General features: G+C 41.0%; 16 protein-coding genes. All 16 read left to right on the forward strand.

What is annotated here, in order from left to right; genetic code table 11:
* Window positions 1-21: 21 nt before the first annotated feature.
* The 16 genes from H9Q77_RS02525 (at window position 22) to H9Q77_RS02600 (ending at window position 16,947) form a co-directional block, all read left to right on the forward strand.
* Window positions 22-1,206, forward strand: coding sequence for a hypothetical protein (locus H9Q77_RS02525; protein ID WP_117613572.1), 1,185 nt, complete (start codon window positions 22-24; stop codon window positions 1,204-1,206).
* Window positions 1,207-1,215: 9 nt separating this feature from the next.
* Complete coding sequence (locus tag H9Q77_RS02530; protein ID WP_006858865.1) at window positions 1,216-1,620, forward strand: hypothetical protein; 405 nt, start codon at window positions 1,216-1,218, stop codon at window positions 1,618-1,620.
* The gene (locus tag H9Q77_RS02535; protein ID WP_117606308.1) at window positions 1,620-2,738 is read left to right on the forward strand and encodes a PcfB family protein; all 1,119 of its coding nucleotides are present in this window, start codon (window positions 1,620-1,622) and stop codon (window positions 2,736-2,738) included. The genes H9Q77_RS02530 and H9Q77_RS02535 overlap by 1 nt, the downstream gene beginning before the upstream one ends.
* Window positions 2,739-2,744: 6 nt before the next feature.
* On the forward strand, window positions 2,745-4,940 hold the full coding sequence (locus H9Q77_RS02540) for a VirD4-like conjugal transfer protein, CD1115 family (protein ID WP_117606309.1): 2,196 nt from the start codon (window positions 2,745-2,747) through the stop codon (window positions 4,938-4,940).
* 123 nt (window positions 4,941-5,063) lie between these two features.
* A complete protein-coding gene (locus tag H9Q77_RS02545; protein WP_227701393.1) occupies window positions 5,064-5,603 on the forward strand; it encodes a helix-turn-helix domain-containing protein in 540 nt (179 codons plus the stop codon).
* Window positions 5,604-5,869: 266 nt separating this feature from the next.
* Window positions 5,870-6,250 carry a hypothetical protein gene (locus H9Q77_RS02550; RefSeq protein ID WP_040894197.1) on the forward strand — a complete coding sequence of 127 codons (381 nt, stop codon included), beginning with the start codon at window positions 5,870-5,872 and terminating at the stop codon, window positions 6,248-6,250.
* Between the two features lie 54 nt (window positions 6,251-6,304).
* Complete coding sequence (locus H9Q77_RS02555; protein WP_008120647.1) at window positions 6,305-7,147, forward strand: hypothetical protein; 843 nt, start codon at window positions 6,305-6,307, stop codon at window positions 7,145-7,147.
* 12 nt (window positions 7,148-7,159) lie between these two features.
* Complete coding sequence (locus H9Q77_RS02560; protein WP_004611541.1) at window positions 7,160-7,570, forward strand: DUF4313 domain-containing protein; 411 nt, start codon at window positions 7,160-7,162, stop codon at window positions 7,568-7,570.
* Between the two features lie 12 nt (window positions 7,571-7,582).
* Entirely contained in the window at window positions 7,583-8,095 is a 513-nt protein-coding gene (locus tag H9Q77_RS02565) for a PrgI family protein (protein WP_117874780.1), read from the forward strand.
* A gap of 90 nt (window positions 8,096-8,185) precedes the next feature.
* On the forward strand, window positions 8,186-10,561 hold the full coding sequence (locus H9Q77_RS02570; RefSeq protein WP_055062574.1) for a VirB4-like conjugal transfer ATPase, CD1110 family: 2,376 nt from the start codon (window positions 8,186-8,188) through the stop codon (window positions 10,559-10,561).
* A gap of 657 nt (window positions 10,562-11,218) precedes the next feature.
* Window positions 11,219-12,763 carry an ATP-binding cassette domain-containing protein gene (locus tag H9Q77_RS02575; protein WP_009247522.1) on the forward strand — a complete coding sequence of 515 codons (1,545 nt, stop codon included), beginning with the start codon at window positions 11,219-11,221 and terminating at the stop codon, window positions 12,761-12,763.
* Window positions 12,764-12,847: 84 nt separating this feature from the next.
* Entirely contained in the window at window positions 12,848-13,345 is a 498-nt protein-coding gene (locus H9Q77_RS02580; protein WP_009247521.1) for a nucleotidyltransferase domain-containing protein, read from the forward strand.
* A 148-nt stretch (window positions 13,346-13,493) separates the two neighbouring features.
* Window positions 13,494-15,389 (forward strand): C40 family peptidase, encoded by a 1,896-nt coding sequence (locus H9Q77_RS02585; protein ID WP_249327122.1) that lies wholly within the window; start codon window positions 13,494-13,496, stop codon window positions 15,387-15,389.
* A gap of 50 nt (window positions 15,390-15,439) precedes the next feature.
* Window positions 15,440-16,336, forward strand: coding sequence for a hypothetical protein (locus H9Q77_RS02590; protein ID WP_117568848.1), 897 nt, complete (start codon window positions 15,440-15,442; stop codon window positions 16,334-16,336).
* Between the two features lie 27 nt (window positions 16,337-16,363).
* Window positions 16,364-16,582 (forward strand): DpnD/PcfM family protein, encoded by a 219-nt coding sequence (locus tag H9Q77_RS02595; RefSeq protein ID WP_015567852.1) that lies wholly within the window; start codon window positions 16,364-16,366, stop codon window positions 16,580-16,582.
* Window positions 16,579-16,947, forward strand: coding sequence for a hypothetical protein (locus tag H9Q77_RS02600; protein WP_106492169.1), 369 nt, complete (start codon window positions 16,579-16,581; stop codon window positions 16,945-16,947). The genes H9Q77_RS02595 and H9Q77_RS02600 overlap by 4 nt, the downstream gene beginning before the upstream one ends.
* The last annotated feature ends 13 nt before the right edge of the window (window positions 16,948-16,960 follow it).

Below are 16,960 nucleotides of genomic sequence, written 5' to 3' on the forward strand. Positions count from 1 at the left end.
TTTAGTGGTTAGGAGGCATATATGGAAGAAAAAAGAGCGCCATTAAGTGAAATGGCGATTGAGAGAAAGATACAGATTCTTCGTAATAAGCATATGGACAGTGAGGTCATTGCTCTTGTCAAAAGCGATTATGAATATGGACTGACTGATGATGAAATCGGTCTGTATCTTAACAAAAGTTATGACATTGAACAGATGAAGGTGTTATCAAAATGCCTGCATAAGGGTGTATCAGAAGAGTTGTTAACGCTGCTGAAAGATAGCAGGATGGCAGCACCTAAGATGCAGACAGTATTGGATTACTATGAAAAAGGTGTGCCGATTGATGCAATCAGAGAGGTAGTCCAAAAAGATGATACAGCAGTAAACATGCGCAGGATGTTTGATGTGGTATTAGAAAAGCTTAATAAAGCCAAAGAGCAGATGCCACAGGATTTAGAGTATGTGAAAAGTCTTGTAGCTCAGATGGATGAAGTGGTTGCAAAGATCAATCATCAGAATGAAAGGTATGATGCCCTGAATAAGAAGCTTTCTGAAATAGAAACTTCCAAAGATGACGAGGAAGTCAGGGAGCGTCTGGTCAAGGAGAACCAGGATAAGGACGCTCTTATCAACAGTCAGCAGAATGAACTGAATAAGGCAAGCAGTACGATTGCAAGACTCAGGGATGATATTGAGAAAAAGGATAAGGAGATGAAGCGTATGGGAGACAGAATAGAGTCATTGGAAGATAAGATCATAAGTGTTGCCACAGAGAATAAGAAAGAGGCAGAAAGTAAGGCAGAGCCGCAGGAAAGCCAGTCCGTATCACAGGCAGATAAAAAGATGGTTGATACAGTTGCAGTTCCTCAGAATATGCAGGCTGTGGCAAACGGGATTCCGGTCTATTATCAGATTCCGGTAGTTGATGGTACTGGAAATGTGGTGCAGAGACTTCCGATTGAGCGAAGTGTGAGAAAGAGCAGCAACAGCGGAGTGGCAAGTCTTTTTGCAAGACTGTCATTTAAGAAAAAGTCAAGAGCAGACATTGTAAAGCTGGTTGCATCGGGAGACCTTGTTCCGGCGCAGCTTGTGCAGATTAAGAGTGCAATAGAAAAGGGACTTACTGAGTCACAGCTTGTAGAGCTTATAAACAACAACATTTCAGCGGAAAAGATGAAGGAGATCATTGAGATTGCTGTGCTTGAAAACAGCATGGCAGATTAGGAGGAACTTATGAATTTAGCAGTAGTAAATGAAGCAGTAACAGAAATGAATGGTGTGGAGCATCAGTTTACAGAGGAAGAGAAAAACTTTGTTGTCCAGTTCGCATTCAGAAGTGGCAGCAAGGAAGACACGATTTCTCTTATTGAAGCTTTGGCACATTCAGCGGATAAGGCTGAGTCGGACGAGATTATGGTCACATACAGGTCTAAATATGATATGAAGCCTGCATGGGTGGAACAGGTGGAAAACCTGCTTGTGGCACTTGAAATGTATCGTATCGAGGAGGAGAAAGCAATCAATCATCTGGCAGATATTTTGACTGCTTATGGTATTGATGTATCAGCCGAGGAAATCCGTACTACAGAGACAGAAACACTTAAAACAACAGTCAGAGAGAAAGTGGAGGTGCGATAATGGCAGAAGAGATTCAGGAAGCGGTGCAGATCATCCGTGTAGCTTATGATGGCATTGAGATTGCCATGAAGGTAGGAAGCGGCGGCATTGCTGCCATGCAGAAGGCAATAGATTTCTTAAAAGGGATGCTTGATTATGAAAAGTCACTTGGCAAGACATCCATGAGAAAGCTGATCTTAAAAGGTGGCGATTTACAGGTGTTGCAGTTTAATACCGAAGATATGAAAAAGGTTGAAAAGATGGCAAAGAAGTATGGAATCCTGTATTCGGTACTTCCAGACTGTAACAGGAAAGATGGACTGAGTGAGGTTATCTTCCATACTGAGGCAGTTCCCCGTGTGAATATGATGATACAGAAGCTCAAGTTTGGTAAGATTGCCACATTTGACGATTATCTGAAGAATGGAGATGAAAAATCCCTTGGCAAGCTGATGGATTTTTTGAAGAAACAGCAGGGAAACGAGAAAAGCCACACGATAGAAGGGGATAGGGTTAATACCGCTATTGACGGACTGATCGAAAAGGTCGGAATGTTTGCAATGGAAAAGAAAGCTATCAGTGTGGATCAGGTCAAGGAGAATTTCAGTATCAATGGTGAGCAGGCTGAAAGTGTTATCAAACAGCTTGAGACAATCGGTGTGCTTGGCAGCAAGAATGAGGATGGCACCCATACAGTCATGATGGACAAGGATGCATTTATCAACCGTGTCAGAGGCTATCAGGACCTTGCTGAGAGAATGAGGGCAGTTGCAGCATCAAAAAATGCGAACCTGTCAGATGTGACAATCAGCAAGAAGCTGATTATCGAAGAAAATGACCATGCTGTTAAGACCAGAGTTCCCGGCACATGGGGAGAAGAGGCAAGATATGTATGGCTCCGTAAGGAAAACATCATGGAGATTCATGGTGGAAAGACAATGCTTACCTTCCTTGATTCAACCAAGGATTATAAGCTCTACGATGAGCAGAATCGTGTGGTGACAACCCAGAAAGGAACCGAGCTTTATACTCACTACGACAAGGTGGAGTCATCTGTCAGGGAGCGTTACGAGAAAGTGCAGAAGCAGCAGAAAAAGACCACACAGAAGAAAACTGTTACCACAAAGAAAGCGAGGTAGCAGCCTATGCAGACAACAAAGAAAATGCCGTCACTGATATTCATCCTTGTGGGTGCAGTGTTAGCAGGGTATCTTGGTTATCTGATAAATGGTGCGTGGACGGAAGGGATTGCCTTTAATGAATTTATGGACAGATTCAATGAGGTATGTGCTGTTCCTTTTGCCAATTATTACAATTCCAATACAGTAAAAGCAGTAGCCATTGCATTAGGTATCTATGCGATGGCTATTGTCATGTATTACACCAGTCAGAGAAACTATATGCCTGGCAAAGAATTTGGTACGGCAAGATTTGAAAATCCGAAGCAGGTCAACAAGATACTTGCAGATAAGGATGAAAATTTCAACCGGATACTCAGCCAGAATGTGAAGATGTCGCTGGATTTCAGGAGACTCAAGCTCAATGGAAATATCCTTATCTGTGGTGGTTCCGGAGCAGGAAAAACATTTTATGAAGTAAAGCCGAATCTGATGCAGATGCCGCATAACTGTTCCTTTATCTGTACCGATCCAAAGGGAGAAATCCTTAGAAGCTGCGGGCAGATGTTAAAAAATAACGGATATAACCTGAAAGTCATTAATCTGTTAGAGATGGATAAATCAGACTGTTACAATCCATTTTCCTATATCAGAGAGGAAACAGATGTGGTCAAGCTGATTACAAACCTTATCAGCAATACGACACCAAAGGGAGCGACACCAAGTGATCCGTTCTGGGAAAAAGCGGAAGGATTGTTCTTACAGGCTATCTTTTATTATGTGTGGCTGGAGGTACAGCCGGCAAAGAGAAACTTTGAGACAGTACTTAAACTTCTTGGAGAGGCAGAGGTTACAGAGCAGGGGAAGGCATCAAAGCTGGATGTGCGTATGAAGTTTTTAGAGGAAAGTTCCCCACTCGGAGCCAATCATCCGGCAGTCAAGCAGTACAACAAATGTATGAGAGGTGCAGGAGATACCGTCCGTTCCATTATCATCAGTGCCAACTCAAGACTTGCATTTCTTGAAAATAAGCAGGTTTTACGATTACTCTCCAAAGATGAGCTTAATCTGTCCGATATCGGTATTGGTGTAAACGGAGATGGGGAGACAAAGACAGCACTCTTTTGTGTAATCCCGGATAGTGACAAATCCTATAACTTTATTATCGGTATGTTATACACGCAGATATTTCAGGAATTGTACTATCAGGCAGACTTTAATTGTGGTGGAAGGCTGCCAATCCATGTGACATTTATGTTAGATGAATTTGCGAATGTCGCATTGCCAGATGACTTCTGTTCACTGTTATCGACAATGCGAAGCCGTGAGATTTCAAGTATTATCATTATTCAGAACTTTGCCCAGTTAAAAGCACTTTTTAAAGATACCTGGGAGACAATTCCCGGCAACTGCGATACGTTCATCTATCTCGGTGGAAACGAGCAGAGTACGCATAAGTATGTGTCAGAGCTGCTTGGAAAAGGTACGATTGATAAGAAGTCAAGTGGAGAAACAAAGGGCAGACAGGGAAGCTCTTCAAGAAACTATGATGTATTAGGCAGAGAATTGTTTACACCCGATGAAGTCAGAAAGCTGGATAATAAGAAATGTATTATCTTTATCCGTGGTTTTGATCCTATCATGGACAATAAGTTCATACCGTTCAATCATTCGATGTTTAACCAGACAGCAGATGGCAAGGGAGAGCCTTATGTTCATCAGATAAGAGGAGCAGATAATCTTATCGGTCCGCCATTTGAGATTCTTTCAGACAAGGCAGTTAAGTATTATGAAAAGCTGAGGGATAAGGGCGAGAATGTGTATATAGATTCTCTTACCTATGAGCAGTTTATGATGCTTGGTGATGCGGAGTTAAGCAGAAGATTCTCCATGCAGGATGAGGCAGAGCAGAAAGCAAAGATTGACAGGGAGCAGGCAAATGAGCTTGAGTATGTCGATGAGTCACAGAAGTCTGATACTACAGAATGTGCTAACTCTTCTAATGGAAGTGCTGGTACTAAGCCTGTAAGGAATCCTGAGAGGGAAAAGCCTAAGTGGGAGGATACAATCACAAACCGAATGCTGCACTGGTCATATACACCGGAGCAGAAAGAGGAAGTGAAGAAGGCACTTGCGGCAGGAGTTCCGAAGGCAACGATTCTTACTTACTTTTATCCGGAGGTTACTGTGGAGAAGATGAGTTCATATCGAAAGAAGCAGTAATTTTTTTAGATATATTACAGAGTATATGATATAATTTGCTCACATGGTATGCTTCAGCTTATTGGACTACTAACATGTGAGCAGTTACAAAAGACAGAAATTATTTTATATTGGAGGTACAGGATGAATACGGAAAAGACTTTTGCAGATAGATTAAAAGAGTTGCGTAATATACGAAACTATACACAGGAAGAGCTGGGTAAGATAACAAATATATCTGTTCAGAGTATACGACGTTATGAACAAGGTAGACTCAATGAAGAGCCAAGTGCGTATAATCTTTTACAACTAGCAAAGGCACTAGATGTAACACCTGAATACTTATTGATAGGAGATAATAATATGACAAGTTACACGGAGGCAATTAAGAGAGAATTAAAGCAACTTAATGACTATGGACAAATATCTGAAATTAAAGAAACCGAGTTGAATTCCACGATTTTATCACATCTTGAGATGAGTAATGATTTAGTAGATGCTGTAAAGACGGATTGGAATGCAAAAGGCATATTTAAGAGGATAGAGAAAGAGGAAGATAAACAGATTGTGGTAGACAGTTATTGTACAAGACCTTATGTACAGGATGTCATATTACGATATTGCCAGAATAGATCTATATTTAAGACAAAGTTTGCAATAATTGATGGAATGCTTTTAGAATAAAGCAAATTTGAGAGTAAATTAGCACTTTAGCCATATGGTTAAGGTGCTTTTTTTCATACCTTGAAAGGAGATGGTCACAGCAAAAACGCATCGGGGAAAGCCCGATTAACCAGTACAACAGGCATTGCCTGATTATCATAGAGTAACTATCAACAGGACAGAAAGGAATGCATATATTCCGTTCGGAAAGCTAGCCGGATTGGAATATGTGTATTCCTTTCTGGCTTTTTCCGCTTCTGTCACTTCAAAAAAGGAGATTAAACAACATGAGAAAAGAACAGGTTATTTCAACAACAAACAACAATCAGATGGAGGAGAAAGGCATGAAGAGTAGATTCATTCACTTAAAAAAGAGATTCGTTCCGGCATTATCCGGAGCACTTATGGGAGTGATGCTTATGAGCACTACCTGTTTTGCAGCAGGTACAGGTACTTCCGCAGTAACACAGCCGCTTGAGAATTTAAAGACACTTATCATTGCAGTCATTGGTGCGGTTGGTGTCATCATTCTTGCAAAGAATGTTATGGAGTTCGCACAAGCCTACCAGCAGCAGGATTCATCTACCATGAACTCTGCACTGAAAGGAATTGTAGCAGGTGTCATGATGGCTGGTATTTCAACAGTACTGACATTCTTAGGCTTCTAAGATTGGGGAAATGCATTTCCCCTTTTAGTAAAAGGAAAGAGGTGAATAACAAGTATGGATATTTTTAAGCTTGGAGACAAGATCCTTGCACTTCTTGAGGCAGTGTTTGGGTTTTGGAACAATCAGATATCCCTGGTCTTTGCAATGCTTGGACAGTCACCGGTCAGTTTCAAGGGCGGAGGTCCCTGGGCAGTCATTGAGGGGATAGAGCCGGTCTTTGTAGCGGTCGGCTCTTCCCTCGTTGTGCTGTTCTTTGTTATCGGTTTCTGCTCGGAAAGCATAGATGTAAAAGATGAGATGAGGTTTGAATCAATCCTGCGTATGCTTATCCGACTGGGACTTGCAGAATGGTTTGTTGCAAATAATGTCACGATTATGAAAGCGTTTTTTACTTCCATAGGAAATCTGGTGGGACTTATATCTGCCGGGACAACGACGCAGCTTGCCATTGACAGTACACAGGCAGACATCATTAAGGGACTCGGATTTGGTGAGAGTCTGGTAATGCTGATACTTACAGCTTTGCTTGCAATCATCATTATTATCTGTGGATTCTTTATCATTTACACAGTGTATTTCAGGTTCTTAAAGATACTGATTATTGTGCCGCTTGGTGCGATTGCATGCTCCACAATGGCAGGAAACAGAATGGTCAGTCATACAATGGCTACCTACTGCAAATATTTTCTTTCGTGTGTATTCGAGGCAGTAACGATGGCACTTGCAATTGTGGTATGTAATGCATTTATCAATGCAGGACTTCCGGCATTTACAGGAAGTTACGCTGACTGGGCACAGACACTTATATATCTGTGTGAAATGACATTTACGATAGCAATGACTGTTGGAAGCGTGAAGGGTGCACAGACACTTACAAGCAAGGCATTTGGATTATAGAAGGAGGCAGAAATGGATAATGAAAAGAAACAGGTTACTTATAATTCAAGTATAACCGGAGAAACGCAGGTGACATTTGATATCCAGCAGTATATGAATAACAGGGCAATGTTTATTGGTCTTATGTGTAATGAAGATGGATATGAGGAGCCTTTTGGGGATGTGACAGTGAATTTATCTGTTGCAGCACCAAATTACTGCGGATATCTGAATGTGAATGACATGCCGGATATTGAAAAGTTTATTACAGACAATGACATTGGAGAGTTTACAGGATTCACGCAGAGGAGCGGTTTCTGCGAATATCCACTTTATCTGTTCAATGTAGATAAGCTTAGGGAACTGTGTCCGGATGGAATGGATAAGTATGAGGCGAATATTGGAATGACAAGAAAGCCGGAAACAAAGGATTTATCAAGATAGGAGGCAGCGACAATGGTAATCGAAGTAAACAAGGATATAGACCGCTATCAGGAATCGGTTGCGATGGGACTTACTGCAAGGCAGCTTATATTTTCCATTGCAAGCGTAGTGGTCGGTGGCGGTATCGTCCTTCTTCTTTACAAGTATATCGGTCTTACGGGTTCTGCTTATGTGGCAATTCCCTGTGTGGCACCGATTGCACTTGGCGGATTCTATTCCTTTAATGGGATGAATTTCTACGAGTATATGGGAAAGAAACTGCATTTTATGTTTGGAAACAGGGCATTTACCTATGTATCAACAGAGGGAGAGCCTGCAATAAAGCAGTTAGAAGCAGAGCAGAATGAACAGATAAAGAAGAAAGGCAGAAAGGCTGAACCGGAGACTGTAACAGCTGATTCGGTTGTAAAGAAGCAGGAGGAGTTTGAAGCGATGAAGAAAAAGACGAGAAACATGCTGCTTGGACTTGTCGCAGTCATTGTTGCGATAACAGCTGGTATTGCAGCATATAAGGCGATGCATTAGATAAAAAGTATCTGACCGCAAGGTCGGGAACACAGCCCGCAGGGTGAAGTTCCCGGCGGGCTTTCATTATAAGAAAGCGAGGTTAGAGACATGGGTTTATTTACAGACGGATTTAAGTTATTAAAGAAGGCGAGTGAGCCTTTGTATAAGACACCTAAATCCATTCAGGAAACCATAGAGATTATGGCGGTGGCTGAAAACGGCATTTTTGAAGTGAGCAAAAATAAGTATTCCAAATGCTACCGCTTTCAGGACATCAATTACACGACAGCAACGGAGGATGAGCAGATCGGTATTTTCGAGAGGTATTGCAAGTTCCTAAATTCGCTGGACTGTAATTATAAGATTACGATCAACAATAAGAACAAAAACATGGATGAACTCCGTGACAAGGTTCTGATTGCTGAGAAAAACGATGGCTTCAATAATTATAGAAGAATCTACAATGACATCATTGAGGAGAAGATTATTGAGGGCAGACAGGGGATTGAGCAGGAGAGATACCTGACAATCACGATTGAGAGAAAGAACTTCGAGGAGGCAAAGGCACAGTTTGCTACCCTTGAGGCAACGATACACAAGGCTTTCATTGAGCTTGGGGCAGAGATTGTTCCGCTTAATGGCAATGAGAGACTGAAAGTGCTCTATGATTATTATCATCTTGGAGATGAGGGCAGCTTTGATTTTGATATCAAAAAGGCAAAGAAGGTCGGAGCAGATTTTAGAAATGATCTGTGCAATGGGATGGTGAAATATTTCCCGGACCATTTTGAGGATGAGAGTAAATTCTGCAAGGCACTTTTTATCAAAAAGTATCCGAGCAGTTTGTCAGACAGATTTATCAATGAGATTACTTCCCTTCCGGTTCATTCCATCACGAGCATTGATGTGGTGCCTGTTCCTAAGGATTTGACTACAAAGGTGCTTCAGAAGAAATACCTTGGTATTGAGTCGGATATCATTAAGCAGCAGAGAGTCCGTAATAAGAATAACGACTTTTCTACGGAAATTTCATATGCCAAGAGAACGGAGAAAAAGGAGATTGAGGAAATCATGGATGATGTTCGTGAGAATGACCAGTGCCTTTTCTTCGTGGGAGTTACTATTATTCTTATGGCAGAGAGCAAAAAAGAGCTTGATAGCGTCTGTGAGACAGTGGAGACTATCGGAAAGCGTAACAGCTGTACGATTGATACACACTACTTAAAGCAGAGGGAGGCACTCAACACAGCGCTTCCGATTGGTGTAAGACAGGTGGAGACAATGCGTACCCTTCTTACCCAGTCACTTGCGGTGCTTATGCCATTCAATGTGCAGGAATTAAATGACAGCACAGGGAACTATTATGGTATCAATCAGATCAGCAAGAATGTGAATATCGGTAACAGAAAGAAGCTGATAAACGGAAATGGCTTCGTTTTCGGAGTGCCGGGTTCCGGTAAATCCTTCTTCTGTAAGATGGAAATGGGCAGCGTATTCTTGTCGGGAGATGATGAGATAATCGTCATAGATCCAATGAACGAATACTTTGATATTGCTGAGACTTATGGTGGAACAGTGGTAAATATGTCCACTTACACGGATAACTATGTGAATCCGCTGGAGATGGATGTATGGAGCCTTGATCCGAATGATTCCAAGGGAATGGTAAGAGAAAAAGGCGAGTTTATGCTTGGTCTTTGTGAGCAGTGTATCGGAGACAGCTTAAATTCAAGACAGAAGTCAATCATTGACCGCTGCGTGAGAAAGCTGTATATCGACATTGCAAGAAGCAAAGAGAAGTATATCCCGGTGATGAGTGATTTTTACGATATCCTTATGGCGCAGCCGGAGGACGAGGCAAAGGACATTGCATTGTCACTAGAGCTTTTCGTAAATGGTTCACTTAACATCTTCAATCACCAGACAAATGTGGATGTGGATAACAGATTCACAGTATATGGCATCAGGGACTTAGGTACAGAGCTTAGTCCTATCACAATGCTTGTCATGATGGAGTCTATTCAGAACAGGATTGTTGAGAATGGCAAGAGAGGCAAGGCAACATGGCTCTATATTGATGAGTTCCACGTCTTACTTAATTCTGAGTATTCTGCAAAATATCTGCAGCAGCTCTGGAAGAAAGTAAGAAAGCAGGGAGGTCTTTGTACAGGTATCACGCAGAATGTCGTCGATCTGTTGCAGAATTACACAGCAACCACAATGCTTGCAAACTCTGAGTTTGTGGCACTTTTGAAGCAGGCAAATACGGACAGTTCCAAGATGGCGGAAGTTATCGGGGTATCAGAGGCACAGCTAAGATTCGTAACCAATACTGCATCGGGAATGGGACTTATTAAGTGTGGTTCGGTAGTAATTCCCTTTGATAATCAGATCAGCAAGGATACGGATTTGTACAGGCTGTATAATACCAACATTCATGAGAAGATTGCGGAACAGAAGAAAAAAGAAGCAATGCTGCAGTGATAACAGATGAATTTTTATAGAATCTATAGTATAATCAAGAGGTCGGATGAATGTCCGACCTTGATGATAATAAATTAGATATTCCCTATTTTTAAGAAGAAAGCATATAAGATTCGATATGAAAAATAAATAAGGAAGCAGTTCTAAAATGTATCATTTGTACCGGAGAACATGTGGCTGGATTTTAAGATATGCTTATCGTACACTTTGACGAGAATATGTTGATTGGGGATGCAGCGGACCTGGATGCATTTATGGAAATGTATGGTGTGGAAGCAATTTCCAAGGAATATTTGTAATTATTAGGGAAAAGAAAATTTGAATTTGCACTTCCATAAGGTGAAATGTATTGACACAAAAAATACAGTATGATAGTATTGCCATTAGAAGAAAGAAAGGCACATTTTGTGTAAGGTGAGGAAATGATTAATAGATAATTTGATTTAAGTAAGACACATATAGTTATTGAGCCTGTAGAGAATAGGTTTGTTTTGTGTACGCTTAAGTTGGATTATCGCAAGAGGCATTTCCTTTGTTTTCCTTTTGGAAAAGAAATAAGGGTCTATTTAGCGAGTCTATTTTTGCGTATGCAAAAAAGACTCGTTTTTGTGTGTTCAAAATAATAATTGGCTCAGACTTCGAAAAGGAGAAACTTTAATGTTGCAGATAAAAAAATTAAATTTAACACATAAAAAAGACCTGAGAATAATTCTTAATGATTTCAACCTTGTGCTAAATGATGGAGATAAGGCAGTTATTATTGGAGAAGAGGGAAATGGGAAATCGACATTAATGAAGTGGATATACAATCCGTCGCTTGTAGAAAACTATATAGAAGCAGATGGGGAAAGGATAATGGGACACGAACGTCTTGGTTATCTTCCGCAGGAGATGCTCGATGAAGATAAGGAAAAAACAATATACGAATATTTTTCTGAAGAGGAAATATTCTGGGAGAAAACGCCTAAAGAATTGTCTGTTATTGCGGGAAAATTTGGAATGAAAAATGATTTTTTCTACAGTAACCAGACAATGGGTAGTCTTTCAGGAGGCGAAAAAGTCAAGACACAACTTATGAGGCTTTTCATTCGCGATGTTTCTGTGCTGTTGTTGGACGAACCTTCCAATGACATCGACATTGCGACGCTTACATTACTGGAAAAAATCATAAATGACTGGAAGCACATTGTGCTTTTTATTTCACACGATGAAACGCTGATAGAGCGTACTGCCAACATGGTGATACATATCGAGCAGATTATACGAAAAACAAAGGCGAGATATACCGTGGCAAAGCTTCCCTATAGACGCTATGTGGAAGAACGGCTTCATAAATTTGAAATCCAAAAACAGCGGGCACTGAGTGACCGTAGGGAGAAAAAGATTCGCGATGAAAAATATCAAAGAGTTATGCAGAGTGTACAAGGTGCATTAAGAAGTTGTACCAGACAAGCACCGTCTGTTGCCAAAAACTTAAAGGACAAAATGCATACGGTTAAGGCAATGGAACGAAGATTTGAAAAAGAAGATGAAAATATGACTCAGATGCCGGAACAGGAAGAAGCAATCTTTGTCAAATTAGGGGATGAAAACTCACACATTCCCGCAGGAAAAACGGTCATAGAATATGAACTTTCAAAGCTTGTGACTCCGGATGGCAAAAGAATTTTAGCAGAAGGAATTCATTTAAAAATAAAAGGTTCAGAAAAAATCTGTATGATAGGAGCCAACGGGGCAGGAAAAACGACTCTTCTAAAAAAGATAGCGGAAGAACTCCTAAATCGGAATGACATTAAAGCAGAATATATGCCTCAAACTTATGAAGACCTGCTGGATTTGGATGTTACACCGGTTGATTACCTTGATAAAACAGGAGATAAAGAAGAGCGTACAAGAATTAGAACATACCTTGGTTCACTTAAATACACACCAGATGAAATGGAGCATCCGATTCGGGAGTTATCAGGCGGACAAAAGGCGAAAGTGCTTCTCTTGAGGATGAGCTTAAGTGGTGCAAATGTTCTTATTCTGGATGAACCGACAAGAAATTTTTCACCATTGTCCGGTCCGGTAATAAGAAAAATGCTCCGAGAATTTCCGGGGGCTGTCATTAGCATTTCTCACGATAGAAAGTATATTGAAGAGGTGTGCGATAAAATATATCAGCTAAATCCTAATGGATTACAGCTAATTGGTGATTGATAACAAAAAGGATGAAAGACTGACAAATTTCAGGCTTTTAGTGAGTTGGAAAGCATACAAAGATTTGAATTTGGAGGATAGATTATGGTACGTACAGAAGATGCATGTGAAATTATAAAATATGCTTTGCAAAACGAAATTAAAGTATATTTAGATGGCGGATGGGGTGTTGATGCACTTCTTAAAAGAGAATCAAGAATACACAATGATATTGATTTGTTTGTTGAACTGAAACATTATCATGATTATATTTATGTGATTAAGCAGCATGGATTTGAGGAAGTAAATACTGATTATACAACGGATGGTCATACTGTCTGGAAAGATGATAAACAAAGAATCATTGATTTACATTGTTTTGAATTTACAGATGACGGAATTGTTTATGAGGGAGATATATTTCCATCAAAAACTTTTTCCGGTATTGGAAAAGTTGGAGATATAACTGTTTCTTGTATTGAACCATTGAGTCAGGTAATGCTTCATTTGGGATATGAACACGATAAAAATGATGTGCATGATGTGATGCTGTTGTGTGAAACATTTCAAATAGCAATACCAGATGAATATAAGGAAAAGTAAAATTTCAGTTTCATGTTGCTTTTAATAATTGAATATTGAATGATTTTACATAGCCGTTAAGGAGTAATTTTTGCTCCCTAGCGGCTTATTTTATTTTTCAAAGTAGGAGGTGAGAAAATTGAAAATTAGAAAGGTTGATGACAAACCGATGGTCATTCACACCAAGGAGAAAGCCAAGATTCATGCCCACGAACCGAAGGGAGCCAAGATTAAGGGGAGTAACATCTATACAGTAGAGAGAGGTCCTAAGACAGCTGGTGCAAAGGTAACTAATACGGATAGAAAGAAGTCATATCGCAAGAGTACCATTCATCAGTCAGAGTCGAAGAATAAAGGATTATCAAGATTTAAGCGAAACTATAGAGAATCTAACACTTCCATCAAGACCAAGAACACGAATCTTCACATTGCAGGAAGAACAGGTGCACTTGCAGCCGGGGCAGTAACGGAGCATGTGGAAGGTGGTCAGGAGGTATCGCAGGCAGCATATCTTGCATATGAAGCAAGCCGACCTGTTACCGGAACTGCTTCCAAGGGTGCAGCACTTTTCAGGAAAAAGGCGGCAGCCGAGGCAAAGAAGCGAATCAAGAAGGTAGATGCAGGAAAGAAGCTGGCAAAAAAGACAGCAAAGAAAGCTGCCAAAGATACTGCCAAAACCGTAGCTAAAGAGACGGCAAAAGAAACAGCCAAGACTACTGCCAAGGTTGCAGCGAAAACTGCTTCAAAGACAGCTGCTACAGCGGCAGGAACAGCGGTTGCACCGGGAGTTGGTACTGCAATTGGCATAGCAGCTGGATATGCAGCAGGTGTGTCCATAGAGGTCAAGGATGAAAAGATGACCAACCGGAGCAGGAAGATAAAATTCTTTCTGGATAAGATGAAAGCACAGGAGAATCAGACAGACAGCGTGGCAAAGCTGGTAAAGGATCTGATTGTGCGAAAAGCGATTACCTGGGTAAAGGCAGCGGCACCGATTGTCGGACTGGTGCTTTTATTACTTGTTCTTGTAGTTGCCATGATTGCGGTTCCGGTTATTGCGGCGATAGCAATCCTTTACAATTCTCCATTTGCTTTATTTCTGCCACCACTTGAATCAGGAGATACCGTGCAGACAGTAACGAGTGCTTATGTGCAGGAATTTAACCGGGATGTGAATACGAAAGTGAATGAGCATACCGGATATGACCTTGGAGAGCTTGTATATGTGGACTATGAAGGTATGGAAGAAAACCCAAGCAATTACTATGACATCATGGCTGTCTATATGGTCAAGCATGGTGTCGGAGATACTGCAACAGTCATGAATGAGACTTCAAAAGGCTGGCTGCAGGCAGTTGTAAATGATATGTGTTCATACACCACAAGCACAGGAACAAAAGATGTGGAAGAAACAGATGCAGACGGTAATGTAACTACTGTCACGAAGTCGGTTCTGTATGTGAATGTCACACTAAAATCGTACAGGGATATGATTTCGGTCTATGGATTTAATTCTGATCAGGTGGAAATGCTTGAGCAGATCATGAGTCCTGAGTTTATGGGACAGCTTGGATATGCCGGAAGCGGAAGTGGAGGTGGAGGCGGCAGTCCGGGAGTAAGCTCCATGACTGAGGATGAAATCAATGCCATCCTAAACGAAATTACAGACAGCAGGCAGAAAACAGTCTGCTCCTATGCACTACACAGAGTTGGTTTTCCTTATAGTCAGGATTTAAGAGACAGCGGTAACTATTATGACTGCAGTTCCTTAGCCTATTATTCATGGAAAGATGCAGGCGTGGATATTAGTTATGGCGGTGCAACCACAGCGGCAGCGGAGGCACAGGGACTTGATGAAGCCGGAAAGACTGTCTCCTTTGATGAGTTACAGCCGGGAGACCTTATCTTTTACAGTTTTACAAGCAATGGAAGATATAAGAACATCAGCCATGTGGCAGTATATGTCGGAAATGGCAAGGTGGTAGAGGCACTTAATGAAAGTCTTGGTGTGGTCTACAGGGATGTGGCAAGCACAGGAAAGATTGTTGTGATAGGAAGACCATAACAGGAAATTTGCAGAGAGGGCATAGTCCCTCTCTGAGACTGGAGGTAAGAATGGATTTAAAAGATATGATACTGGTAACAGAAAACGACAGGGGAACAGAGACAAATATGCTGATGACTCTGGATGATTATAAGAGTTTTATAGCAATTGATGATATGTCAGAGCTTGCAGAAAATTTGTTGCAGCTTGGAAGGACACTTGGTGAAGCAGATAACTTCACAGAGTATTACAGGGCAGCAAATGTAACGGTATCTGCGAGATTCTGTCTGGATGATATTCAGCTCGGACATTTTCTTCAGGGATTTTATAACGATTCCAAAGAATTCCGGTTTGATAAAGAAGCCAGTTCTTCTGAATGTGTTGCAAAGCTTAAGGAGATTGGAATGACCGATAAGGGCTGGGTGGATGATTTTAACCTGCATTATGAAATGGAGAACCGCTCATTTGAAAGGGGACAGACATTTCATAACTTCAATGACCATGATTACATGGTGCTTGAAGCATTATCACCAAGGAATCTTGTGGTGATGGATATGAAGTCAGGTTCCCTTACAATCGCCCTTGGTGCGACAGAGTATAAGCGTTATCCGAAGGATGAGAAGCCTACAAAGGACAATACCACAATCGGGGTATCGTGGGAGCATGGCATTTATCTAGGTTCCACACTTTCAACTACAAATTTCAAGGCATACAAGAGGGAGTATGGCACACCGGAAAAGATAGAGGATATCTATGATTACAGGGCAAAGCTAAAGCAGAAGTTCTATTTTTATCAGGATATGTCAAAGGATGATGATGTACCAAAGAAGCTGCAGAATGACTTCCTTCACCAGATGTATGAGGATTTTGGAACGATTGAAGAGGACTGTTTTTACGACAGGCTGGAAGATGGAAAGTACGATGAAGGCTTTAAGGAAAGACAGGTAAAGGAAGAAAAGAGCCGGTGATGAGATTTTTACAGGAGGCGATATCATATGGAACAGGAATTTGATGTTGAGATAAAAGAAGTGCTTTCACGAGTACAGAAAGTAAAGGCAGAGTCGCTTGACGATGCCATCAATAAGGCAATGGATATGTATTATGCAGAGCAGATAGTCCTTGGAGCAGAGGACATGAAGGGAGTTGATTTTGCACCTATCAGCGAAAGTCAGCTCCCTTCTTCATTAAAAGAAAACGGAGGAAGAGCAAGATGAAAAGTGATTCAACAACAGTAATTAAGAACATGGAGTTTTTAGTAAAGGAACTTCATAAGGAGTGGGACAGATCGGGTGCTTCTAAGGCATCCGTTATTATTTCCCTTGAGGAAGTAGATGGTATCAATGATAAGTTAAAAGAGATTATCTATCAGACACAGAAGTCAGTCGATGAGGATGAGCTGACCTTTAAACAGAGCATTGCAAAGTCCAAGGAGTGCTATGTGCTTCTTCGTGTGGTGCGTAAGATTGCAAAGGAAAAGGATAAATGCGAAAAACAGGCAATCGACAATGAATTTGCAATCGAGCTGGATAAGGATGAGTTAAAGCTCTTTAAGGGATTGTTTGCAGAGATGTTTAAGTAGAGGAGGACAAAGG

Origin of the sequence: Simiaoa sunii (assembly GCF_014337175.1) — a bacterium.
Lineage (GTDB): Bacteria > Bacillota > Clostridia > Lachnospirales > Lachnospiraceae > Acetatifactor > Acetatifactor intestinalis.